Source organism: Bifidobacterium sp. B4142 (genome assembly GCF_026537325.1).
In the GTDB taxonomy this organism is placed as follows: domain Bacteria; phylum Actinomycetota; class Actinomycetes; order Actinomycetales; family Bifidobacteriaceae; genus Bombiscardovia.
Genome location: NZ_JAFNMJ010000008.1, coordinates 12,131 through 34,436 on the forward strand (window position 1 = coordinate 12,131; position 22,306 = coordinate 34,436).

Annotated in this window: 21 protein-coding genes; 3 read left to right on the top strand and 18 right to left on the bottom strand. The window is 60.0% G+C overall.

What is annotated here, in order from left to right; translation table 11 throughout:
- Window positions 1-8: 8 nt before the first annotated feature.
- The 7 genes from J3U06_RS09025 to J3U06_RS09055 all read right to left on the bottom strand — a co-directional run bounded on the left by J3U06_RS09025 (window position 9) and on the right by J3U06_RS09055 (window position 6,830).
- Window positions 9-605: an RNA polymerase sigma factor gene (locus J3U06_RS09025; RefSeq protein WP_267444973.1), complete on the bottom strand. Its 597-nt coding sequence runs from the start codon at window positions 603-605 to the stop codon at window positions 9-11.
- Window positions 606-815: 210 nt separating this feature from the next.
- The gene (locus tag J3U06_RS09030; RefSeq protein ID WP_267399988.1) at window positions 816-1,349 is read right to left on the bottom strand and encodes a ClbS/DfsB family four-helix bundle protein; all 534 of its coding nucleotides are present in this window, start codon (window positions 1,347-1,349) and stop codon (window positions 816-818) included.
- A gap of 312 nt (window positions 1,350-1,661) precedes the next feature.
- The gene (locus J3U06_RS09035; RefSeq protein WP_267399987.1) at window positions 1,662-3,050 is read right to left on the bottom strand and encodes a hypothetical protein; all 1,389 of its coding nucleotides are present in this window, start codon (window positions 3,048-3,050) and stop codon (window positions 1,662-1,664) included.
- A 32-nt stretch (window positions 3,051-3,082) separates the two neighbouring features.
- Complete coding sequence (locus J3U06_RS09040) at window positions 3,083-3,814, bottom strand: ABC transporter ATP-binding protein (protein WP_267444974.1); 732 nt, start codon at window positions 3,812-3,814, stop codon at window positions 3,083-3,085.
- A gap of 314 nt (window positions 3,815-4,128) precedes the next feature.
- On the bottom strand, window positions 4,129-5,169 hold the full coding sequence (locus tag J3U06_RS09045) for a zinc-dependent alcohol dehydrogenase family protein (RefSeq protein ID WP_267399985.1): 1,041 nt from the start codon (window positions 5,167-5,169) through the stop codon (window positions 4,129-4,131).
- A gap of 242 nt (window positions 5,170-5,411) precedes the next feature.
- Window positions 5,412-6,035, bottom strand: coding sequence for an endonuclease III domain-containing protein (locus J3U06_RS09050; RefSeq protein WP_267444975.1), 624 nt, complete (start codon window positions 6,033-6,035; stop codon window positions 5,412-5,414).
- A gap of 120 nt (window positions 6,036-6,155) precedes the next feature.
- The gene (locus J3U06_RS09055) at window positions 6,156-6,830 is read right to left on the bottom strand and encodes an HAD family hydrolase (protein WP_267444976.1); all 675 of its coding nucleotides are present in this window, start codon (window positions 6,828-6,830) and stop codon (window positions 6,156-6,158) included.
- 284 nt (window positions 6,831-7,114) lie between these two features.
- On the opposite strand from J3U06_RS09055, the gene J3U06_RS09060 reads away from it, so the two are divergent.
- A complete protein-coding gene (locus J3U06_RS09060) occupies window positions 7,115-7,453 on the top strand; it encodes a metalloregulator ArsR/SmtB family transcription factor (protein ID WP_024627731.1) in 339 nt (112 codons plus the stop codon).
- A 10-nt stretch (window positions 7,454-7,463) separates the two neighbouring features.
- Window positions 7,464-8,192, top strand: a complete 729-nt coding sequence (locus J3U06_RS09065; RefSeq protein WP_267399979.1) for an SdpI family protein — start codon at window positions 7,464-7,466, stop codon at window positions 8,190-8,192.
- Between the two features lie 217 nt (window positions 8,193-8,409).
- Here J3U06_RS09065 and der read toward each other — a convergent pair whose 3' ends face one another.
- Together der and J3U06_RS09075 are read right to left on the bottom strand one after the other, a co-directional pair.
- Window positions 8,410-10,518, bottom strand: a complete 2,109-nt coding sequence (gene der, locus J3U06_RS09070) for a bifunctional cytidylate kinase/GTPase Der (RefSeq protein WP_267444977.1) — start codon at window positions 10,516-10,518, stop codon at window positions 8,410-8,412.
- A complete protein-coding gene (locus J3U06_RS09075) occupies window positions 10,515-11,288 on the bottom strand; it encodes a pseudouridine synthase (protein WP_024627734.1) in 774 nt (257 codons plus the stop codon). Before J3U06_RS09075 ends, der begins: the two co-directional genes overlap by 4 nt.
- A 170-nt stretch (window positions 11,289-11,458) precedes the next feature.
- On the opposite strand from J3U06_RS09075, the gene J3U06_RS09080 reads away from it, so the two are divergent.
- Window positions 11,459-12,733 (top strand): MIP/aquaporin family protein, encoded by a 1,275-nt coding sequence (locus tag J3U06_RS09080; RefSeq protein WP_267399977.1) that lies wholly within the window; start codon window positions 11,459-11,461, stop codon window positions 12,731-12,733.
- 6 nt (window positions 12,734-12,739) lie between these two features.
- Here J3U06_RS09080 and J3U06_RS09085 read toward each other — a convergent pair whose 3' ends face one another.
- The 9 genes from J3U06_RS09085 to ruvB form a co-directional block, all read right to left on the bottom strand.
- Window positions 12,740-13,087 (bottom strand): DUF3017 domain-containing protein, encoded by a 348-nt coding sequence (locus J3U06_RS09085; protein WP_267444978.1) that lies wholly within the window; start codon window positions 13,085-13,087, stop codon window positions 12,740-12,742.
- 133 nt (window positions 13,088-13,220) lie between these two features.
- Window positions 13,221-14,594: an NAD-dependent succinate-semialdehyde dehydrogenase gene (locus J3U06_RS09090; RefSeq protein ID WP_267399975.1), complete on the bottom strand. Its 1,374-nt coding sequence runs from the start codon at window positions 14,592-14,594 to the stop codon at window positions 13,221-13,223.
- Window positions 14,595-14,725: 131 nt separating this feature from the next.
- Window positions 14,726-16,327 carry a bifunctional phosphoribosylaminoimidazolecarboxamide formyltransferase/IMP cyclohydrolase gene (gene purH, locus J3U06_RS09095; protein ID WP_267399973.1) on the bottom strand — a complete coding sequence of 534 codons (1,602 nt, stop codon included), beginning with the start codon at window positions 16,325-16,327 and terminating at the stop codon, window positions 14,726-14,728.
- A 52-nt stretch (window positions 16,328-16,379) separates the two neighbouring features.
- Window positions 16,380-17,756, bottom strand: a complete 1,377-nt coding sequence (locus J3U06_RS09100; RefSeq protein ID WP_267399972.1) for a DUF6350 family protein — start codon at window positions 17,754-17,756, stop codon at window positions 16,380-16,382.
- Window positions 17,753-18,676, bottom strand: coding sequence for a succinate--CoA ligase subunit alpha (sucD, locus tag J3U06_RS09105; protein WP_267399970.1), 924 nt, complete (start codon window positions 18,674-18,676; stop codon window positions 17,753-17,755). The genes J3U06_RS09100 and sucD overlap by 4 nt, the downstream gene beginning before the upstream one ends.
- Complete coding sequence (sucC, locus tag J3U06_RS09110) at window positions 18,673-19,887, bottom strand: ADP-forming succinate--CoA ligase subunit beta (RefSeq protein ID WP_267399968.1); 1,215 nt, start codon at window positions 19,885-19,887, stop codon at window positions 18,673-18,675. Before sucC ends, sucD begins: the two co-directional genes overlap by 4 nt.
- Before the next feature lie 22 nt (window positions 19,888-19,909).
- The gene (locus J3U06_RS09115; protein WP_267430554.1) at window positions 19,910-20,494 is read right to left on the bottom strand and encodes an adenine phosphoribosyltransferase; all 585 of its coding nucleotides are present in this window, start codon (window positions 20,492-20,494) and stop codon (window positions 19,910-19,912) included.
- 108 nt (window positions 20,495-20,602) lie between these two features.
- Window positions 20,603-21,160 carry a preprotein translocase subunit YajC gene (locus J3U06_RS09120; RefSeq protein WP_267444979.1) on the bottom strand — a complete coding sequence of 186 codons (558 nt, stop codon included), beginning with the start codon at window positions 21,158-21,160 and terminating at the stop codon, window positions 20,603-20,605.
- Window positions 21,161-21,226: 66 nt separating this feature from the next.
- Window positions 21,227-22,303, bottom strand: a complete 1,077-nt coding sequence (gene ruvB, locus J3U06_RS09125) for a Holliday junction branch migration DNA helicase RuvB (protein WP_211120622.1) — start codon at window positions 22,301-22,303, stop codon at window positions 21,227-21,229.
- Window positions 22,304-22,306: the final 3 nt, after the last annotated feature.

Here is a 22,306-nt window from a genome sequence, read left to right on the forward strand (position 1 = left end):
GCCTTCAATTATCTCTGGCTCGGCACTTCTTGGGTTTTGACTGGAGCGAGGTCGGTCAACTGCGGGCGCAGGATCTGCCTTGCCCGGGCAATGCGAGATTTCACAGTCCCAACTGGAACGTCGAGCAGGGAGGCTATTTCCGGGTAGGGTAACTCGTGGAGCCAGGCCAGCGTCACCGTGTATGCCATTTCTGCTGGGAGTGCATCAATCCTTTGCCGTATTATTTCCATCGTCAGATCCTTATTGACCAGTTCTACAGGCCCCAGCTGATCATCGGTTATCGAGTCAAGTTCCACCTGAACCATTTGGTCAGGTGGTTTCTGTTTGCGACGTTTCATATAGATTTGCCGCCGGGCAATGCTGAGTATCCAGGTAAGCACCTTGCTGTCTGCGCGGAAGGTTTTTGAGGAACGCCAGCAGCCCAGCCATGTGCCAGTAAAAACTTCACTGGCATCTTCATCGTCGGATATTCGCAGGGAAATAAAGGCTTGGACGGTATGAGCATACTTATTGTAAAGTGTTTCAAAGGCCGATTCATCGCCGTCAGCCACCATCTTGATCAGCCTTATATCATCAGCATCTGGATCAATGCGAGATCGTTTCACTGATGATGTCCTTCTCTGTGTTGTCTACATCCTAGATATCGTTCTGCATACTGTTATGCAAGCGGTTATCGCGGTTATGCTCCATTACTATTACGAATGTACTGGGATGCTGATTTTAGGGTCGCCCATACTGTGAATTTAGTCGCGAAGTCGCAGGGCAACCCATTACTGTCTGTGTATGAAGCTGGTTCTTTTCAGGTGTCCTAGCGCTTATTTGCGTCCTTTCAAATACTTCCGTACCTTCTTCAGGGCCCAGTCGTAATGGCTGGAGGTTGAAGAGATGAAGGCAGAGCCCAAGGTAGAGTTTCCTGTCCATGGGAGGGCGCCCTTGGTGAATAGCTGTTCGTTGGTGAACGATTGCGCCAGGGCCATGACCTTCTTATGGGATTCGATAAACAGGTTCAAGGCCTGATCGTAGGTGGTGTCATCATGCTTGTCACGCAGCTTCACATTCATTTCGCCGTAATTACGCCAGTTGTAGCCGTCAGGAAGAAAGTCGTGGGTCCTGCCCTGCTGGTTGTCCTCCACCCAATTCAACAGCAGCTGATGCCACTCGTAGAGATGGACGAGCACATCCTTGATGTTCCTGTCGCGTGCCCAATGGGCCCCCTTCTCCTTGCTCAGATCGAAGGAAAAGCGGCCATTGCGTTCTTCAGGTGTCAGCGGCTCAAGCAGCGCCACGAGTTTGTCGAAGCCATCATCAGCCGCCTTGATGAGTTCTTCCTTGGTAGTAGGTCGCGCCATGACGGTCCTCCATTTGTCTGTTGTTGACAAGGTTTGACTGGTTCATCGTCACCTGTCACGGTTTGTCATTGACTGTACCCTATATGGGCCTTGCAAATGCTCGTGTGTAGGAAATCGTCGCATACTCCTGTGTTTACCTGTATTGGTGGGAAGCCATCAAGTGCTCACAGATGCACCTACTAATTAAATTCATCAAGCCGAGCGCTGCATATACCGACTTAATTTATTTAACAAGAGGCATGAGGGAATGGCAGAGGTCGGCAGGTTTGCTGTGGCTCAAATATGTAACCGGGCTTAGGCAGCAGGACTTTATTACTCGCCTATGGCATGAGATATGACACTGACAGAGTTCTCGAATCTGGTGGTCAGAGCTTGGATTCCTGTGGCTGCGGCACCAAGCAGGGATGCGATGAGCACCACTACGATCCAAGCGCCCCATTGCACGCTCATCTGTGCTTTGCCCATGAAGCGCAAGAGCATGAAGGTCAGGGATGAGGTGCAAAGCAAGGTGGTGACCAGGGAGAACAGTGTGCTGGTGATCATAGTGATGATGCCATCAAGTGCGCCCAATACTCTGAGCTGGCCGATTCCAGCACCTGATACGTAGGTCAGCGCCAGATCAAGCCCTCTGCCTTTGGAAGTGATCAAGGTGCCTGCAATTGCACCTGTTATCGCGATGATCAGTGGCGGTCCAGTGACCGCCAAGAGACTTGCAAACATGTCTGCGGTCGCCGGAACAGTGCTATCTGGTGTGGGGGGCAAAGTGACTTGCATGGTGGTGATCATCGTGCTCAACCCTCCGCTGACGGTCATCAGCAATGACAGACCTGCAGTCATCGGGATGATCGCCGCTCCCTGGCGCTGTATGCTGCCGACAGCCTGCTGGCCTGCCAGCCTCCAGGTTCTGGATCGCAACGCCACAATACGCGTCCATATCGCCGTGAAGCCGGGCAGGAGGTATGGCGCGAAAGCTGCAAGCGAGAATATCAGGAGGAACATGCCGCCCATGGCGAAGGCGAGAAATACCGTCATCCGATCCGCAGCGGCATTGCTGCTCATCTGACTGGCAGGAGGGTTAGTTGCAAGTGCAAAAGCTGGAATCAGCAACATACAGCCCGCGCCAATCAAGCATACGATTCCCAGGAGGAAGCGGAAGACACCTATCTGCTTTGGCGGGTTCTGGGATTGTCTGAGGGCTTCCATTGGTCGTATTTTCGAGAGCGAACGGATAGTCAACAGGGTGCTTATGAAGATGGGCGCAACGCTGAAAGCGAGGCCTTTGCCCAGCGAATTGAACAGGTGGCTGCTGGCATATGTCAAATGCAAATCGAGTGGATTTGTCACCATGGCGAAGATCAAGGGCGTAATCACTGGCAGCAAAAGGCAGGTGGCTGCAATAGACAGGATGAATAATCCCATGACTATCAGCAGATTCCAGGCCAGCAGTTGCCTAGGCAGAGCGCCTTGTAAAACCATGAGCGCCAGTTGATGCCGTCGTTGATTCAGTGCTGAGTTCATGACCCATAGCAACACAGCTACGGTGATGATCACGCTGAATGTTAAGGCGGGACCAGTGTATGTGGATCCAAGTTCCTGCTCCGGGCCCTGATAGTCCTGATCAATGATTGCGGCGACCGCAATGAGGGAGCAGATGACAGTCTGGGATACGACCATGGCCAGCAAGACGGCGCTCCAGACCATGGGCGCTGCTTTGAGTTCGGACAGGGCGCCTCTCATGCCATGGGCGCTTTCGCAGAGAATGACTGGCTGATTCGGCCATCGCGCACGGCAAACAGCCGATCGCACTGACCCGCCACCTCATTGTTATGTGTCACCAATACGATGGTTTTCTTTTCGTGGTTGGCAAGTTCCTTCAGCACCGATATGACCTTTTCTCCGGATTCCTGATCCAGGGCGCCAGTCGGCTCGTCCGCGAATACCACGTCTACGTCGGACAACAGGACGCGGGCCAGGGCAACACGTTGCTGCTCGCCGCCCGACAGCAGGGTGACGCTTTTCTTTTTCTGATCGATCAAGCCAAAGTACTTCAAGAGGGAATCCGCCGTCTTTCTGGGAAAGCGGGATCCGCGAAGAGTGAATGGCAGAGCCAGATTCTGTTCGACTGTCATGCTGGTGATCAGGTTGTAGGACTGGAATACGAAGCCTAGATGCTGGCGTCTGAACTTGGTCATGGCCGACAGCCCCAGACGGGTTATGTCCTTGCCCAGCAGAAGCACAGTGCCGCTAGTGGCCTTCTCCAGCCCAGCCAGGCAGTACAGCAGCGTCGATTTGCCGCTGCCTGACGGCCCGATGATGCCGGTCATCTCCCCCGGATAGGCAGTGAACGCTATGTCATTGAGAATGGTCAGTGAATCGCCGCGGCGCGGGGAGACCACCATGGACAGCCCCGTAGCTTCAATCGTTGGTGTCGGTCCTCTGCTCACGCTTATGCTGGGGTTATTCATAGTTGCATCTTTCCCTTGGATGATCATCAACGACCTTCCAGACCGAGGCATCTACGCCCAGTAATGCTGATTCGCCTCGCAGATGTCATGTGCCCTCGTTCGTCGCTTGACCCTGTATGACGGTCATCCTTGTCGTCATCAGTCAATTCCATTGATATCAGCGAAAGAAGGGATGAAATACCCTGATTTACCCTGAATTATCCCTGACACGGCCCTGATTTTTCGAAATAAGAGGCATGTTCAGGAAGGCATGCTTACGCGGCGCCACCGGTAATGTCAGCAGCGCCGAGAATCAGCTGATTACTGTTGCAGCCTCATTCGCTAACAAGCAGCAGGGATTTGATGGCGGTGCGCTGGTCCATGGCCTCATAGGCCTCCTGGATGTGATCCAAGGCAAAGCGCTGGGTGAAGACCTTGCCTGGCTGGATGCTGCCCTTGAGCACCTGATCAAGCAGCAGATGCCTGTCATATGTGGTGACTGCGGCCGTGCCTCCTCGCAGCCCAACATTGCGCCAGAACAGCTTAGAGGTGTCCATGGTAGCCTGCTGCGGTACGCCGACCCGGCCGACCACTGCGCCGGGCCGAGCCACCTTGACGGCGGTATCTGTGGACAGTTCGGTGCCTACGCATTCCAGAACCGCATCGGCTCCTGCTCCGTCGGTGAGGGCCATGACCTGCTCCACAGCAGCGTCGCCACGTTCAGCCACGATGTCAGTGGCTCCGAATTCACGCGCCAACCTCTGGCGGTCCTCATGCCGGCTCATGGCGATGATGCGTTCGGCCCCACGCAGCTTGGCTGCTATGACTCCGCACAGACCCACCGCTCCATCGCCCATGACCACGACCGTATCGCCATCTTTGACCTGGGCTGTAGCGGCTGCATGATAACCCGTGGCCATCACGTCGGAGAGGGTCAGCAGGGAGTCGAGCATGTCGTCGCTGTAGTCCTCAGGCTGGCCAGGAATCTGCACCAAGGCCCAGTCCGCCTTGGTGAATCGCAGATACTCGCTCTGATAGCCGCCGCTCCCCCGCCTGTCCGGATCAAGGCAGTCACCGTCGAAGCCGGCCCTGCAGGCTGCGCAGTGCCCACAGCCATGAGTGAAGGGCGCAATGACGAAGTCACCAGGTTTGACATGAGAGACATCCGAGCCCACCTTTTCGACCAGGCCGATGGCCTCATGCCCTACGTGACTGCCTGAGGGCATTGAGGAAATACCCCGGTACCACCACAGGTCGGATCCGCACACGCAGGCCCGGATGACCCGAATCACGGCATCTCCAGGCTTTTCGATGGTCGGCATCGGTGCTTCCTCCAGCTCGATGCGGCCCGGCTTTACAAACTTTGCTACCTTCATGCTCTTGCTCCCCATTCTTCACTACCTGGCGTATTCGCCTGCCAAGTATGCGGATGAAACATAGTCTACGGAGTTCAATCCGCTTGAAGTCAAGTCAATACCTTATTGTGCGCGATTCACTGAGGTGCGGACAAGATTGTTACGCGGGAATACGGTCATAAGATGCAGCCGTATCGTATATAGGTGCCGTATATGGGTATCGTCATATGCCTTGTGACTCGGCCGAACCTCAAGGGATCAACTCACTTGGAAGAGCTTCCATGACCGCCAAGTTCTTTAAGGAAGGCGGCATAGGCCTGGGGATTGCGATGGTTTTTGCCCGCTTGGACGATCAGCCCGTGGTATTCGCGCAGATCGTTCAGCGGCCATTGATCAACCTGAATATAATCCGCCTCGTACTCTTCGCCCTCCTGGTATGACCGCAGGGAGGCCCAACCCAGACCGTCCAGCATTCGGCGTGCATAGGCATCCCAAATGAAGCAGCGCTGGCCGAAGGCATAGAGCCGTATGACATCCGCCGTCTCGCGTCCAACCCCGGCAATGGTGAGCAGGTCGTCACGCAGGCCTTCATCCGCGCAATCCTCAACATCGGCCGTGCGGATGCCATGAGCCAGCAGCCACTGAGCCAGGGCTTTGCAGGTGCGTGCCTTGGCCTTCATGAAGCCGCTTGATCTGATCAAGTTCGTCAGTCTTGCCAGGTCGACGTCGGCCATGTTGCAGGGGTTGAGCAGATCGGCTTCGCGCAGCTGCTCGATGGACATGGCCGCGTTCCCCCAAGCTGTATGTTGGACCAGCACCGCTCCGATCATCATTTCGAAGTCGGTCTCTGCCGGCCACCAATTCTGCAATCCCAGACGAGCGAGCAAACGTGAGTACAGCCACCTTGAGCAACCGGCATTTATCCTGCCTGAATTGCCCATAACGCCTCCACCAAACTACTTGACGCTTTTCATGGTAACAGCTGGCTCCGGCCGTTGCGGAGCGAGTCAGAGAATGGTAGGCGCCTGGGCGAAGTCAGTGATAGCGCCATCGGCCTCAGAGCGAATGACATCCCAATCCTTGGCCGAAGACTGGTCGTACATGGCCCAGACCTTCATCCCAGCGCGTTTGGCCGAATCGACGGCGACCAGAAGATCCTCGAACACAGTGCAGTGGTCAGGTGGTACACCCAGCATCCGCGAAGCCAACAGGTAGATTTCCGGTTCCTCCTTGCCAATGCTTTTGGCATCATCCACGCTGCAGACCTGGTCGAAACAATCGGTCATCCCAGCGTGCTTCAGAGCAGTCTGTCGCAGGCGCGGAGGGAGGCTGGTTGCCACAGCCAGGGCGGCACCGCTGGCTTTTAGCGCTTGCAGATAATCAAGTGCATGTGGCTTGGGTTGTACAGCTGTGGCGTAGAGCAGGAGTGCGTCCTCGTTCCACTCCTCCACAAGATCTTCTGGGTGCTCGTCAAGGTGGAAGCGGTCGATGGTGTATCTGGCGATGGCACCGGTCTGCATAGAGGCCACTACAGATGCGTAATCGTCCGGCATGGGGATGTTGCGACGAGCGAAGAATCGTTGGTCGATTTCCTTCCAGACTCCCATAGAATCCAGAAGAGTGCCGTCGAGATCGAAGATGGCGGCCTTACCAACGTTGACTTTTATTCCATTTTCGCCCATGCCGCAAATTCTCCTATTCGCCGAAGTTATTCATAGTAGCATGACCTCAGATCGGGTCTGGCTGACCGGGTTTGAGCCAATGTTCTCCCCAATCAGCCTCGGCTTCAGAAAAGTAGGTATGTTCAACAGTTTAATGTCGCCACGACAGGCATCAATCCGGGCGATTGTCAATTATTTTGCGCTCAGTGATTGAAAAGCGTATAAAAGTTGAAGAAGATATACAATATTGATTGAAACAATGTTAGCATGCAAATACTAGAGAAAATCATCGAAAAAGGAGACTTATGGCTATTCAAGAAACAACAGCGGCTCTGGCTGATCCCCTGCGTCGTCGTGTGCTGGATCTTTTGGAGCAGGGCGGCATGGAGGCCGGACGCCTGGCTGAAAAGCTGGGAATGACCCCGTCCAAGCTGTCCTATCATCTGCGGAAGTTGAAAGAAGCAGACCTGATTGTCGGCCACAAGCAGGGCACTAGGGTCATCTACGAACTCAATCTGAGCGTGTTGGACAGCACTATTCAGTGGCTCTACCGCCTGCGGACCAGCGCCAGCGACAAGAGAAGTGTGTCTGAGCCTCAGACTGTGAGCAAGGAAACTGGTTCGACGGCGGTTTCCGAGTCCTAAGGAGACTCTCATGGCGGATGGCAGCAAAGCGGGTCGGTTCGTCCCGACCCTTGTCGCGGCTCAGTGGGTGCCGGGGATAATCATGCTGGGCGTAAGCCGCATAGTGGTCAATCGTCTGCCGAATGAAAACGTCCCGCTTCATTGGAACGCTCAGAACCAGGTGGATCGCTGGGGCTCTCCCCAGGAGCTGGTTTGGATGCCCTGCTTCTGTCTGGTCATTGCGCTGATTTGGACCATCCTCATGCTCGTCCTGCGCGCATATTTGATTAAACGTGGTGATGAAGCGGGGCATACCTTGACCGTTTTTCTGCTGGGTGGTCTATGCATGCAGATTATTTTCACTGTTATAGATCTGTTCGAATTAGCTGTTGCTGATCCTCATTGGGGATGGTGGCCGACGGATTTCGGCATTGATAAGGTCGCCATGCTTTTGACCGGTCTGACTCTCATAGTCATCGGCAATCTTGCTCCTAAAACCAGACCCAACGGCATCAGCGGTTTTCGAGTGCCAGGTGCCTACGCCAGCCGCGAGGCTTGGCGCCATTGTCAGCAGTTTGGCGGGGTGCTCTTCATGATTCTGGGCGTGGTCATGATCCTGTCTGCCTTGGCTTATAGCGGAGTCAGACTCTACTGGACCTGTGGAACGGCTCTGGCAATCGTCCTTGTACTCATATGTGCCTATGGTTCATACGCTGGCAGAAAGTATGCCGGGCAGGGCGGACCCGTATACCACCGCTAGTGCTTATATGCAATTAGTGGTTTGAAGGAGACTGCAAATAGCAGATCTGCATATACGTAATGGGGACTATCTGAATCTTTTGGAAGGATTTGGAGGTCCCCTAAATACAACAAATGTCCAGAAACACAGTTCTTTCTACAAGGATTTGCAGACAAGGCCGTCTAGTCGAGAAGGCAAGGTCCCTGGGCCGACTTAAGAGCCGGGCCAGGGACCTTCTTCATTTGCGCTTCTTCTTTTCGCGGATATGCACGGAGATTTGGATGGGAGTGCCCTCGAAGCCGAACTCCTCGCGCAGGCAGCGTTCCAGATAGCGGCGGTAACCGTGCTCCAGGAAGCCGGTGGCGAAGATTACAAAACGCGGCGGCCTGGTGGAAGCCTGGGTGGCGAAGAGGATCCTCGGTTGCTTGCCGCCTCGCAACGGATGCGGGTGTGCAGCCTGAACCTTGCCCAGGAAGGAGTTGAGCTTGCCGGTCGGTATGCGCTTGTCCCATGATTCCAGAGCAGTGCGCATGGCCTTGGCCAGCCGGTTGGTGTGCCAGCCGGTCTTGGCAGACAGGTTGACCCGTTCGGCCCAGGTGACCCGGTCGAACTCGGTCTGCCAGAGCCGCTCGAGACGCTGCCGGCCGAAGTCGTCCAGCAGATCCCACTTGTTGAAGACCAGGACGATGGCCCGACCCGCATCCACGGCCTGGCTCATGACCTTCAAGTCCTGATCGGCGATGGGCTGGGAGGCATCGAAGAGGATGAGTGCCAGTTCTGAGCGTTCGATGGCCGCCTGGGTGCGCAGACTGGAGTAGTACTCGGCACCCGAGATCTTGTGCAGGCGACGCTTGATGCCGGCGGTGTCGATGAAGAGCCAGTCCTCGCCGTCCACCTGTACCACCTCGTCGACCGGGTCTCTGGTGGTGCCGGCCACATCGTGGACCACGGCCCGCTCCTCGTGAGCCAGCTGGTTGAGCAGGGAGGACTTGCCCACGTTGGGCCGGCCGACCAGGGCCACCCGGCGCAGGCCCTCCGGGGTGAGGAATCCCGAGGTCTTCTCAGCCTTGCTGAGCTGTTCCAGCGCGGCGTCCAGCAGATCACCTATCCCCCGGCCGTGCATGGCGGAGATGGCATAGGGTTCGCCCAGGCCCAGCTTCCAGAATTCGGAGGCGGTGTAGTCGGCCATACGGTCATCCAGCTTGTTGACGGCCAGGACGACCGGCTTGCCGGCAGCCCGCAGCATGGTGACGATCCGCTCGTCGCTGGCGGTCAGCCCCACCTGGCCGTCCACGACCAGAATGACGGAATCAGCCAGGGACACGGCGACCTGCGCCTGGGAAGCGATGGCGGATTCGATGCCCTCCACATCGCTTTCCCAGCCGCCGGTGTCCACCAGCTTGAATTGGGTGCCGGCCCATTCAGCCTCGTAACTGACACGATCCCGGGTCACGCCAGGGGTGTCTTCGACTACGGCAGCACGGCGGCCGAGAATCCTGTTGACCAGGGTGGACTTGCCCACGTTGGGCCTTCCCACCACGGCCAGCACGCCCACGGCCTTGGGGCCTTGGTTTTGGTCATCCTGGCTCTCTGAGCCGCCCTCCAGCAGAGCACGGTCTTCTTCATCCAGCTCATAGTCGTCCAGATTGCGGGCGTACTCGTCGTAGGAGTCCTCCTCCATGGCCGAGGAGACCAGATCGATCAGGATCTGCAAGGTTTGCTCGAAGGTCAGATCGGAGTTGTCCACGGTGGTCACCCCGTCGGCTGCGCTCATGAAAGAGGTGACCTTGGAATCCCGGGCATCCCGGGCAGCCAGATCCTCGGCGCCGGCTGATCCAGCCTGGGCCTGGCCGCTGCGGCGAGCCTGGCGGACCTCCTCACGGGCTGTCAGGAGTACACGGACCTGGGCATCCGGGGCCACCACGGTGGTGATGTCCCGTCCTTCGGCCACCACGCCGCGCTCCTGGTCGGCCATGATGGCCCGCTGGGCAGCTATCAGAACCCGGCGCACGGCCGGAATCGAAGAGACCACGGAAACATGCTCGGAGACCCTGGTAGAGCGTATCTCTTCATCCACGTCACGACCGTCCAGGCTGACAGTGGGATGTTCGGGATCGAGTCCCATGACCAGGTGGCCACCGGTGATGGATTCGGCCACGGCCTCGGTGATCGCCTCCTGGTCGGGCTGGTCTGCGTCCAGGTCCAGCCCGCGGTCCATGCACCATAGGGCGACCGCCCGGTACATGGCGCCCGTGTCCAGGTAGGCCAGGCCGAAATGCTTGGCCAGGGCCCGTGAGGTGGAGGACTTGCCCACTCCCGCAGGGCCATCGATGGCGACGGTGATCACAGTCCGACCTCCTTATCCAAGGCCTTGATCTCGGCGGCGGAGAGCACCCGATAGGAGCCAGGACGAATCTCGCCCAGCCGGATGGGGCCGATCTGGGTGCGCACCAACCGGGTCACTGGGTAGCCGATGGCACCGAAGATGCGCCGGACTATCCGGTTCTTGCCCGAATGCAGAACCACCTTGACGATGGTGTGCTCGCGGTTGTGGTCGATGATGGCGCAATGGTCCAGGCGGATCAGGCCGTCATCCAGCTCCACGCCCTGGGTGACCAGCCGCCGGCAGACATTGCCGCCAATGTGGCCGCTGAGCGTGGCGATATAGGTCTTCTCCACCTCGTAACGCGGGTGCATGACGTGCTGGGCCAGCTCACCGTCGTCGGTCATGAGGATCAGGCCCTCGGAGTCATAGTCCAGCCTGCCCATGTGGAAGACCCGCTCGTAGCGGTCCCCGATGATGTCGCGCAGAGTGAACCGACCCTTGGGGTCGTCCATGGTCGAAAGGACCTTGCGCGGCTTGTTCAGGGCAAGGGTGACATGCTTGTCGTTCAGATGGATGCGCGATCCATCAACGCGGATCTGCTGGTGGGATGGGTCCACCCGGCTGCCCAAGGTGGTGACCAGCTCGCCGTCGACCTCGACCCTGCCTTGGGTGATGATCTGCTCGCATTTGCGACGAGAGCCGAATCCGGCCTGGGCCAGCACCTTTTGGAGGCGGATGCCTTCCTCCCCCTGTTCGCGCGCTCTGATCGCCTGTGTGTATGGATGTGGCATCGTTCTCCCAACGTGGCCTGATAGATATGTAACGGTTAACGTTCCGGGCGACCGCAGCCGCCAAAAGGTCATATCATACTATATCGGAGCCTAGGGAAGTGTTGTTGGCTTGCCCTAAGCTGGAAGCTGTTGTTGTTCATTGTCGTCGAAGGGATTGCAAGGTGGGGAACATGACTATGGAAGCAAGTGCTGAGCCGGTCCTCGAACAGGCCGACGGGCAGGTTGCCGCAAAGCCCGTCCGCAGGCGGATCAGGCCTCGTGATGTTCGTTGGATTCGTGCCGCCGCCGAGCTGGCGGGCACCTTCCTGATCTGCGCGGTCATCTACCTGTCCTACAGCTTCGGCCAGCTGGTCATGGGCCAGCCCAGTGTGGTGCTGCCGGTCCTGGGAACCGCCCTGACCTACTTGGTCGTGACGGCCATGTTGGGCGGCGTCTCCGGCGGACACTTCAACCCCGCCGTGACCGTGGCGGCCATGTTCACCTCACAGATCAGCATGGTGGACGGGCTGATCTACATCGTCGCCCAGGTGATCGGCGCTATCGGCGCTGGCGCACTTGCCGTTGCCCTTGTGCCGGTCAGCAAATCCGTGCCGGACAGGACCTGGCTCATGTTCTCGGTCAACGGTTTTTCCGGCGGCTCACCCGCTGCGGCCACCCTGGGTCAGCAGCACATCGCCTTCGGGGCGCCCATGGCCATCGTGGTTGAGCTGATCGGCTGCATGATCGTGGTGGCTGCGGCCATCACCACCCTGCGCTCTGACGGCCGTGCCCGCCGCAATCATGCTCTCTACACCGGGCTGGCCTATGGCGTCGGCGTGCTGGTCACCTACCCCATCACCTGCTCGGGACTGAACCCGGCTCGCTCCACCGGTATCGCCATCTTCGCCCAGTCCAAGCACATGGCCGTCAGCCCGATCTCCCAGCTCTGGCTCTTCTGGATCTGCCCGCTGCTGGCTGCCTCTCTGGTCGCCCTGGTCATCATCATGACCAGCATCATCACCGACAACATGGCCATGCGTGCCATGGGCGCTGCCACTGATGCGCAGCGAGTTGCACAGGTGGATGCAGATGCTCAGGCACAAGCACAAGCTGATGCTTTTGCCCCCGGTGCTCAGGCTCAGTTGGGCCCGGATGCTCAGGCTGAAGCCTTTGCTCCTGCTGGTGCCCAGGTTCAGGATCAATCGGCCCAGGCATCACCTGCTCCGGTTCAAACCCCTGTTGCTGATACAACTGACACGGTCGCCCCTGCGGACACCACTGCTCAAACCGTCGATGTATCGTCTCTATCCGATTCCGATGCAGAGCAAGATGCTGATGCTGGAAAGGATGCTGTTGCCCCCGCTAATGCAGGAACCATTCCCGATCTGCAGGTCGAGCCCCTTCATACTGCTTCGGAAACAGAAGACAGTGATGATCAATCCGAAGACAAGCCTACTGAAAGCTGAGAGGGGTCACAGCATCAGCTGAATGCTGGTGTAGGTGACCAGCAGGCCGATGCCCAGGGCGATGCTGATGAAGGCATCGAAGGGCACCGACCGCACCTTCCAGGGGCTGCGTTCCTTGAGGATCAGGCGCAGGGCGCCGCAAACCAGGGCCGCGACGGACACCAGTCCAGTCGCGGCCCATGTGTATCCGCAGAAGGCCACGAGCGCGGCGACAAGCACCACGAGAAAGATGATGGCCTCGCAGATAGGATGACCCTCCTGAGCCTCCGAGACGAAGGGGTGGCCTCGACCAGAAGTCTTGGGCGGTTGCGGGGGCTTGAGGTTCGGATTTTCGGTCTTAGCCGCGTCTGCCATGTTCTCCTGCCTTCTGCATATGCTCTGTCGGTTCGAGCCTACCAGTGCTGTTGACGCAAAGCGACCGTGCCGCCATCGCCCTTGGACGATGATGGCACGGTCGCTGTTTCAACAAGGAGCCGGAGCAGTCCGATCAGTTCTTGTGCTGGAAGATCAGATGCTCGTTGGCGAAGGTGTCGAAGCCCAGGCTGTAGAGCTCGCGGCCGTAGCCGGAGTTCTTGACGCCACCGAAGGGCAGTTCAGGCATGGTCACCCATCCGCCGTTGATGAAGGTCATGCCGGTCTCGATGCGACGGGCCAGGACATCCGCATGGTCGGTATCCGAGGAGAAGACCACACCGCCCAGGCCGTAGCTGGAGTCGTTGGCCAGTTCAATGGCCTCATCCTCGTTGGCCACCTTGTAAATGGAGGCCACAGGGCCGAACATCTCCTGGTTGTAGACGGGGTTGTTACGGTCGATGTCCGTCAGAACCGTCGGGGTGAAGAAGGCCCCCGGCGAATCGTATGGCTTGTTGCCGTAGGCGACCTTGGCTCCACCGGCCACAGCGCTTTCGACCTGCTTGGCCAGGTTGTCGCGTGCGGAGACCATGCACATGGGGGCCAGCGTGGTTTCGGGGTTGCTGGGATCGCCCAGAACCGCGTGCGAGAAGGCATCGACGATGAGCGAAACGAAGTCATCGTAGCGATTCTCCGTGACGATGAAACGCTTGGAGGAGGTGCAGACCTGGCCGGCGTTCGTCAGCCTGGCACCCGGGGCCACCTTCTTGAGCAGATCCCAGTCAGCGTCATCCAGGACTATGAAGACGTCGTTGCCGCCCAGCTCCATGGAGGACTTCTTCAGGTTGGCTCCAGCCGACTTGGCCACGGAGGCGCCGCCGCGCTCCGACCCGGTCAGGGCCACGCCAGAGACGCGGGGATCGGCGATGGCACGGTCCACCTGGTCATAGTTGACAAAGAGGTTGGTCAGGCTGCCCTCGGGGGCTCCTGCTTCTTTCACGGTCTGTTCGAAGGCCACAGCCGAACCCGGCACGTTGGAGGCGTGTTTGAGGATCATGGGGTTGCCCAGAATGAAGTTGGGGGCGAACACGCGCATGATCTGGTAATAGGGGAAGTTCCAGGGTTCAACCATGAACACGATGCCGGTGGCTTGCTTGACGTAGTAGGCCTTGCCAGCGGGGTTGTCCAGGGGGACGGGAGCCAGCAGCTCCTCCGCGTGGTCGGCGAAGTAGTCGGCGATGTCTGCGCACAGCTCCACCTCGGCGCGGGCCTCGCCCACCAGCTTGCCCATGTCCAGGGTCAGGTTGGCTGCCAGGGTGTCCTCGTTCTGACGGAAGAGCTTGGCGACCTGACGCAGTTGTGCGGGACGGTCACCGGGGCCCTCCTGCTTGCGCCAGGTCTTGTAGAGGTCATGGCCACGGGCCAGGGCGTTCTCCAGGTCTTCATCGGTGGCATCTGGATAGGTCTTGATCAGTTGGTTGTTAAAAGGATTGACTGTCTGATAGGTCACAATATCTCCTTCGAATTATGGGTACCTAGTCAGCATCATCGCTGGTCAGTTCATTCAGCATATCACCGCATTGGACCCTGCGGTCAAAGAATTTGCCGCAGGGCGACATTTGACCGCAGGGTCCGGTTTCATCAGTGGAAGAAGTGGCGTGTCCCGGTCAGATACATGGTCAGATCGGCGTCCTGGGCGGCCTTGATCACCTCAGGATCACGGATGGAGCCACCCGGTTGCACCACGGCCCTGATGCCGGCCTGGATCAGATATTCCAGACCATCCGCGAAGGGGAAGAAGGCATCGGATGCGGCCACTGAGCCCTTGGCCCGGTTACGGCCCTCATCCAGCGTGTTGGCCCGCTCGACTGCCAGGTGGCTGGAGTCAACCCTGTTGACCTGGCCCATACCGATACCCACGGTGGCTCCCTGGTTGGCCAGGAGCACCGCGTTGGACTTGACCGAGCGGATGGCCCGCCAGGCGAAGGTCAGATCATCCATGGTCGTCTGGTCGGCTGGGTTGCCGGAGACCAGACGCCAGGTGGAGGGATCGTCCCCCGGGGCGTCGATCAGGTCGGGCGTCTGTACCAAGGCTCCCCCGTCGATTTGACGGATGATCGGGCGCTGACGCGGGCGGCGTTGCACAGACAGGATGCGCAGGTTCTTCTTGGTTCGCAGCAGGTCCAGGGCCTCGGGCTCATAGCTTGGAGCCACAATCACCTCGGTGAAGACCGGCTTGATCTGCTGGGCCATGGTCAGGGTGACCGTGCGGTTGGCGGCGATGACCCCGCCATAGGCGCTCATGGGGTCGCAGGCGTGGGCGCGGCGGTGGGCCTGGGCGATGTCCTCCCCCACGGCCAGACCGCAGGGGTTGGAGTGCTTGACCACGGCCACTGCGGGCAGGTCGGGGAAGTCCCAGACCGAGCGCCAGGCGGAATCCGCATCCACGTAGTTGTTGTAGCTCATTTCCTTGGCTCCGCCCAGGTGCTCTGCGGCGGCGAAACCGTCCCGGTCCAGCGGGTCCAGGTAGAGGGCGGCCTTCTGGTGGGGGTTCTCTCCGTAGCGCAGTTGGCTGGCTAGACGCCAGGTGCGGGTCAACGCTTGGGCTGGTTTCTGATCCTCGGCCTTGTCCTGCTTGTCGTCAACCCATGTGCGTGCTGTCCACTCGGCGATGGCCGCGTCATAGGAGGCGGTCAAGGCGAAGGCTTTGGCAGCCAGACGTCCGCGTTCGGCCAGGCTGAAACCGGTGCCTGAGGCGATGCGGTCAGCGGCCAGGGCATAGTCATCAGGGTCGGTGATCACAGCCACGCTGGCATGGTTCTTGGCGGCGGCCCGGATCATGGCAGGGCCACCGATGTCGATGCGCTCCAGGCACTGGTCAGCATCGGCGCCCTCGAGGACGGTCTGTTCGAAGGGGTAGAGGTTGACCACCACCAGGTCGAAGGGGGCTATGCCCAAGTCCTTGAGTTGCTGGACATGGTCGGGATTGGTCATGTCGGCCAGCAGCCCGGCGTGGATATGCGGATCCAGGGTTTTGACCCGGCCGTCAAGACTCTCCGGAAAACCGGTGACCTTTTCCACCGGGGTGACCTGGACGCCCAGATCCTGCAGCTTCTTTGCGGTGCTGCCGGTGGAGACGACCTCGGTGCCTGCCTGGCGGAAGGCCGATGCCATGGCCTCAAGACCCTGCTTGTGGTAGACCGAGACCAGTGCTCGGTTGATGGTTCGATTCGTGGTGACCATGGAAACTCCTACTCCTATGCTTGAATGCCGAGGCGCCCCGCCACCTTCGGACCTACTTGCCTGGTCTGCGGGTGGACGAAACCTGTCGTGGTGTGTCTGCTCGGTCGGTTGCCTTGGACTCCTTTCTCCCCTGACCGCGTGATTGGTTGTGTTTTTCCTTGTTTTTCGCCTTGGCGGAATTTTTTATGGTGTCTGCCTGGCGCAGATAGTCAATCAGGATGTCCTTGATGATGATCAGGGCGGCGATGACGAGTGCCAGCAGCCATACTCCCAGCAGACCTACCCCCAGGGAGGTCCCGATCATGCGCAGGGAGGAGGCTATGGGCACGCCCACTCCGGCAAGTCGCTGGCGGCCCAGGGCCCCGTTGGAGAGTTGGAAAAGCAGGGCAAGACCGAGCAGGGTGACCAGCCAGGTCAGGGCCATGGCCAAGGTTGCCATCAGGAAGCAGACTGCGGTATCTCGGGATTTCAGTCCCGCTTGGTGCACAGCGGCGTGAATTCTGACACCCCATGGTCCGGTCAACAGCAGAATGCCCGCAACCACTCCGGCCAGCAAAGGCAGGTTGAGCAGGAGCAGACGAACCTCCTGCCGGGAGACCGGCTCTGGGAACAGCCCGAAGAGGGGCAGCGAGGGCAGACTTGAGGCGTGTCCGGACCAGAGGGTGAAGGTCGCCAGCCCGCCGATGTTGAAACCGCTGCCGAAGAGCCAGGAGGCAGTCCAGATGATCAGATTGGGTAGCCAGGCCAAGGAGGCCAGACTGGTCGTTACAGCCGAGGCGGTGCCCATACGCGTCAGTTTGAACAGGCGGCCCACGTCTCCGTGATAGAGGGCGACCCATACAATCAAGGCGATCAGGCCGGCGACCAGCATGGCGGCCAAAAGCATCAATCCGGCCGTGAGACCCAGCCGAATGGTCCTGCGGACCTGAATTGGTAAAGATTCTTTGATGCGTTTGGTGAAAGCCTGGCGGAACGGTTCAGAGCGGACCCAGGCCCAGCCGTAACCCAATAGGAAGACCAGGCTGGTCCGCAAAAGAATGACCGGGGTGGTATCCACCTGGACGGTCTGGCTGCCCTGCATGAGGATGAGGCTGCACAGCACCCAGACGACCAGGCCGGCAATGCAACCACCGACGGACATGCCCAGCCGTCTGACCAGGGAGCGAATCATCCAGATCAGCAGACCGGTCAGCAGCAGGGGGATGATGGTCAGGGTCAAGGCCCCGGCCGTGAACCCACAGCCCTGGGTGAGCAGGGTGATGGTTTCTGTCAGGGCCACAGTGGCCATGGACAGTGATGGCCCGCCCTCCTCAATGGAAATGATGAGCAGGAGCAGGGCCATGCAGGAGCCTAGGGCGACAGTGTAGATAAGTATGGCTAGGAAGGCCTCGAGGGCCCCCCGGAGCCACACTTTCACCCTGTCGGTCATATGATGGCATGCTCCCGTAGCAGGTCGCGGGTTAGCCGGGCCGTCTCGCCGGGTGTGGTGCCCACCTTGATGCCGACGGACTCAAGCACTTCCTTCTTGTCGGCGGCTGTGCCCTTGCCGCCCGAGATGATGGCCCCGGCGTGGCCCATCTGCTTGCCCTCTGGGGCGGTGAAGCCGGCGATATAGGCCACGATGGGCTTGGTCATGTGGGTGGAGGCCCAGTGGGCGGCCTCCTGTTCAGCCGAGCCGCCGATTTCGCCGATCATGACGCAGGCCTTGGTCTCTGGATCGCGGTTGAAGGCTTGCAGGGCCTCCAGCATGGTGGTGCCCACAATGGGGTCGCCGCCGATGCCCAGGCAGGCGGTGAAACCGATGGAGGACAACTCCCCCATGAGCTGATAGGTCAGTGTGCCGGACTTGGAGACCAGTCCCAGCGGGCCGCGACCGGCGATGCCCTGCGGGATGATGCCCAGGTCTACGCCAACGCCGTTGGGTCGGTCGGACATGGTCATCAGTCCTGGGCAGTTGGGACCGACGATGCGGCAACCGCGTTCCCTGGCCAGGGCCACGCAGTATGCGGTATCGGCCACGGGAATGCCCTCGGTAATGACCACAATCAGGGTGATGCCGGCCTCGATGGCCTCGACCATGGCATCCTTGGCGAACCTGGGCGGGACGAAGACCACGGAGGTGCGGGCTCTGGTCGCCTGACGGGCGGCTGCGCAGTCGGCGTATACGGGCACATGACGGGTCTGGCCGTCCGGACCGTCGAAGTCGACCGTCATTCCAGCCTTGCGGGCATTGACTCCGGCCAGGATATTGGTGCCTGCCGCCATCATGTGGGCCGTGTGGACCATGCCCTGGTGACCGGTCATGCCCTGGACCATGACGGGGGCGCCGTCTTCAATGAAGAGGGTCATCGTCCCGTCTCCTTTCCTGCCTGGGCGGCCAGGGCCACGGCCTGGTCTGCCGCCTCCTCCATGGTGCGGGCCACCTTGAGCCGAGGCTGTTGGGCCTTGGTCAGCAGGTCCAGCCCCTCGGCAGCCTCATTGCCGTCGAAGCGGACCACAATGGGCCGGTCGTCGTTCTGGTCCTGCTCACCCTCGGCATCCACGGCGGCCAGGATGCCCTGGGCCACCTGCTGGCAGGAGGTGATGCCTCCATAGACATTGACCATGACCGAACGGACCTTGGGGTCGGAGAGGACCACGTCCAGGCTGGTACGCATGACTTCAGGAGAGGCTCCGCCGCCGATGTCGAGGAAGTTCGCGGGTCCGATAGGAAGGCCCTGGCGGTGTCCTGACCCGGCCACCGCATCCAAGGAACTCATGACCAGTCCTGCGCCGTTGCCGATAACACCCACCTGACCGTCCAGATGGACGTAGTGCAAGCCCGCAGCCTTGGCCTTGGCTTCCAGGGGGTCGACCTGAGCTGGGTCCGTGAACCGCTTCCATCCGTCGTGCCGGAAGGCTGCGTTCCCGTCCAGGGAAATCTTGGCATCGAGGGCATCCAGGTGCTTGGTGGCCTCGTCGTCCGGGTCGCCCACCTTGGCCAGGGGGTTGATCTCGACCAGGGTTGCATCGCTGTCCTGGAAGGTGTGCCACATGCCCAGAAGTATCTGCGCGGCCTGCTCCAGATCGGCATGGTAGAAGCCGATGCGCTCGGCCATGGTGCGGGCGGCCTGCCTGTCGAAATCCTCCAGGGGGCCGATGTGCAGGCGCCGAACCGATTCGGGATGCTCGCGGGCGATGGTCTCCACCTCGGTGCCGCCGCTGGCCGTGGCCAGGACATCGTAGTCCCGGGAGGTGCGGTCCACCGAAATGGACAGGTAGTACTCGTGCAGGATGTTGCGAGCTTCGGTGACCAGGATCCCGCTGACCGGATGGCCATCGATGTTCATGGGCAGGATGGCCTCGGCCAGTGCCACGGCCTGCTCGTGATTCTCGGCTCGCTTGACGGCTCCCGCCTGTCCCCTGTGGCCGATGGTGGCCTGGCCCTTGATCATGCAGGGATAGCCGATGATGTCGGCTGCCTGGCCGGCCTCTTCAGCGGTTGAGGCATAGACGGCCCTTGGCTGGGAGATGCCATGTTCAGCGAGCAGCTGCCTGGCCTGGTATTCGTACAAATCCATGGTGATGGTCCCCCAATCGTGCTCAGGCGGGCATGTTCATCAGGCAGGTGACCGGGTAGGCGCCCAGGGCCTTGCGACCGTCCAGACCGTTGAGCTCCATGACGAAGCTGAGACCGGCCACCTGGCCTCCGGCCTGCTCCACCAGACGTGCAGCTGCCTGGGCGGAACCGCCGGTAGCGATCAGGTCGTCGACAATCAGGACTCGCTGGCCAGGGCGCAGGGAGCCCTGCTCGATTTCGATGCGGGCGTTGCCGTATTCGAGTGCGTATTCCTGGCTGTAGGTAGGATCGGGGAGCTTGCCAGCCTTGCGCATGGGCAGGAAGCCCTTACCCAGATCGCAGGCCAGCTGGGGGCCGATCAGAAAGCCGCGAGCCTCAAGCCCGGCGACCAGGTCGAAGTCCTCCGGCTTGACGGGCAGGGTGCGCTTCATGGCGTCGAGAATAATGGCTAATCCCCTGGGATCCGACATGGCCGGGATGAAGTCCCTGAAAAGGATCCCCTTCTTGGGAAAGTCCGGAATGGTACGGATCAATGAGATCAGATAAGCGGCGTCGTCATCGCCCACCTGCTTAAGTTCTCCAACCTTGATATCGTCCGATTGAGCCATGATCTTCTTTCTGTTTTGCTCCTTGGAAGTGGTTGCCGGGGCCATCATACGCGCGCCGCGTTTCCGTTCGGAGTCAGCCTGACGGAAGGTGTGGCGCGCGCATGACCTTCAGGACTTGGCGGAAGTCGAATCCGAAGCCTTGGAATCCTTGGACGCATCCGATTCGTCAGCGTCATCGGACTTTTCCTCATCCTCAGTCTCGGCCTTGTCTGATTCGTCTTCCGGCTCTGGTTCGGAATCCGACTTGGATTCGGCCTCATCCTTGTCCTCGGAAGCGGCAGAGTTCTCTGTGGCAGCATCGGCGGCGGCGGTGTCTTCAGCGTCGGTGACCTCGGCTGGGGCATCCGCATTCTCGGGCAGGGGGTTGCCGTTTTCGTCAACCTCGTCGTCGTGGATATAGGCGGGGACGATGGGGGGCTTGGTGATGGCCTGGATGCGCCAACGGGACTGCGAACCCTCGGAGTCGATGACCACCTGCTCCTTCTCCAGGTCCACGGAGACGACCTTGCCAAGAAGACCAGTGGTGGTGGCTACCTCGTCACCGGGCTGCAGGGATTGGCGGAAGTCCTGGACGGCGGCCTGCTGTTGCTTGCTCTTGCGGGAGCTTCCCCACATCATGGCGATCATCAGGGCGATGATGACGATCATGAAAAGCATGGATCCCATGGTTGTTTCCACTCCTTGTTTTGGCGGGCATCAAACGGCGATGTGCATTGCTGCAAAGACCCCAGTCTAGAACAGCTTCATGACATCCTCGGGCGGTTTGCGGCCCAGGTGCTCCCAGGCCTTGGTTGTGGCCACACGGCCCTTTGGGGTGCGCACCAGGAAGCCCTCGCGCACCAGGTAGGGCTCACAGACCGTCTCGACCGTCTCGGCCTCCTCGCCCACCATGGCGGCCAGATTGTTCAGGCCCACGGGACCGCCGTCGAAACTGTTGACGATGGCCTTGAGGACGGCCAAATCCAGGCGGTCCAGCCCCTCAGAGTCAATCTGGTAGAGGGCCAGGGCCTGCTTGACGTCATCGGGGCCGACCTGGGGAAGATCGTGGACTATGGCCCAGTCGCGCACCCGGCGCAGTAGGCGGTTGGCGATCCTGGGCGTGCCACGGGAGCGCAGGGCCAGCTGATGGGCGGCATCATCCTGCAGGACAATGCCCAAGACCTTGGCCGACCGTTCGACCAGCTTCTCCAGCTCCTCCTCCGGGTAGAAGTCCAGGTGGGCGGTGAATCCGAAACGGGCCCGCAGGGGTGAGGGCAGCATGCCTTCACGGGTGGTAGCGCCGATGACCGTGAACCTGGGCAGGGTCAGCGGAATGGAGGATGCTCCGGGGCCTTTGCCCACCATGACATCCACGCGGAAGTCCTCCATGGCGATGTAGAGCAGCTCCTCGGCGGCCCTGGGCAGGCGGTGGATCTCGTCGATGAAGAGCACCTCGCCGGCTTCCAGAGAGCTCAGGATGGAGGCCAGGTCGCCGGCATGCTGAACGGCTGGGCCCGAAGTGACGCGGATGGGCACCTCCAGCTCGTGGGCGACGATCATGGCCAGGGTGGTCTTGCCCAGGCCTGGAGGGCCTGCCAGCAGGATGTGGTCCGGGGCCACGTCCCGCTTTTTGGCAGCCTCCAGGAAGAGCCCCAGCTGGGCCTTGAGCCGGGGCTGGCCGATGAACCCGTCCAGGGTTTCCGGCCGCAGCTCCTCGTCGCTGACCGGCTCGCCTTCGATGGGCCGGGCCGAGACCATCCGCAGGGATTCCTCCTGGGCATCGCCATTCTGGGAGTCGATGTATCCCGTAGAGATCTGCTTATCAGCCATGGG

Excerpts from the sequence above, each read along its gene's own strand:
- J3U06_RS09085 (WP_267444978.1), bottom strand. The coding sequence starts at position 13,087 with ATGGCAGACGCGGCTAAGACCGAAAATCCGAACCTCAAGCCCCCGCAA.
- J3U06_RS09060 (WP_024627731.1), top strand. The coding sequence starts at position 7,115 with ATGGCTATTCAAGAAACAACAGCGGCTCTGGCTGATCCCCTGCGTCGT.
- sucC (WP_267399968.1), bottom strand. The coding sequence starts at position 19,887 with ATGGATTTGTACGAATACCAGGCCAGGCAGCTGCTCGCTGAACATGGC.
- sucD (WP_267399970.1), bottom strand. The coding sequence starts at position 18,676 with ATGACCCTCTTCATTGAAGACGGCGCCCCCGTCATGGTCCAGGGCATG.
- J3U06_RS09075 (WP_024627734.1), bottom strand. The coding sequence starts at position 11,288 with ATGCCACATCCATACACACAGGCGATCAGAGCGCGCGAACAGGGGGAG.
- J3U06_RS09035 (WP_267399987.1), bottom strand. The coding sequence starts at position 3,050 with ATGGTCTGGAGCGCCGTCTTGCTGGCCATGGTCGTATCCCAGACTGTC.
- J3U06_RS09045 (WP_267399985.1), bottom strand. The coding sequence starts at position 5,169 with ATGAAGGTAGCAAAGTTTGTAAAGCCGGGCCGCATCGAGCTGGAGGAA.
- J3U06_RS09080 (WP_267399977.1), top strand. The coding sequence starts at position 11,459 with ATGACTATGGAAGCAAGTGCTGAGCCGGTCCTCGAACAGGCCGACGGG.
- ruvB (WP_211120622.1), bottom strand. The coding sequence starts at position 22,303 with ATGGCTGATAAGCAGATCTCTACGGGATACATCGACTCCCAGAATGGC.
- J3U06_RS09120 (WP_267444979.1), bottom strand. The coding sequence starts at position 21,160 with ATGGGATCCATGCTTTTCATGATCGTCATCATCGCCCTGATGATCGCC.
- J3U06_RS09115 (WP_267430554.1), bottom strand. The coding sequence starts at position 20,494 with ATGGCTCAATCGGACGATATCAAGGTTGGAGAACTTAAGCAGGTGGGC.
- J3U06_RS09030 (WP_267399988.1), bottom strand. The coding sequence starts at position 1,349 with ATGGCGCGACCTACTACCAAGGAAGAACTCATCAAGGCGGCTGATGAT.
- J3U06_RS09065 (WP_267399979.1), top strand. The coding sequence starts at position 7,464 with ATGGCGGATGGCAGCAAAGCGGGTCGGTTCGTCCCGACCCTTGTCGCG.
- J3U06_RS09040 (WP_267444974.1), bottom strand. The coding sequence starts at position 3,814 with ATGAATAACCCCAGCATAAGCGTGAGCAGAGGACCGACACCAACGATT.
- J3U06_RS09055 (WP_267444976.1), bottom strand. The coding sequence starts at position 6,830 with ATGGGCGAAAATGGAATAAAAGTCAACGTTGGTAAGGCCGCCATCTTC.
- purH (WP_267399973.1), bottom strand. The coding sequence starts at position 16,327 with ATGGTCACCACGAATCGAACCATCAACCGAGCACTGGTCTCGGTCTAC.
- J3U06_RS09100 (WP_267399972.1), bottom strand. The coding sequence starts at position 17,756 with ATGACCGACAGGGTGAAAGTGTGGCTCCGGGGGGCCCTCGAGGCCTTC.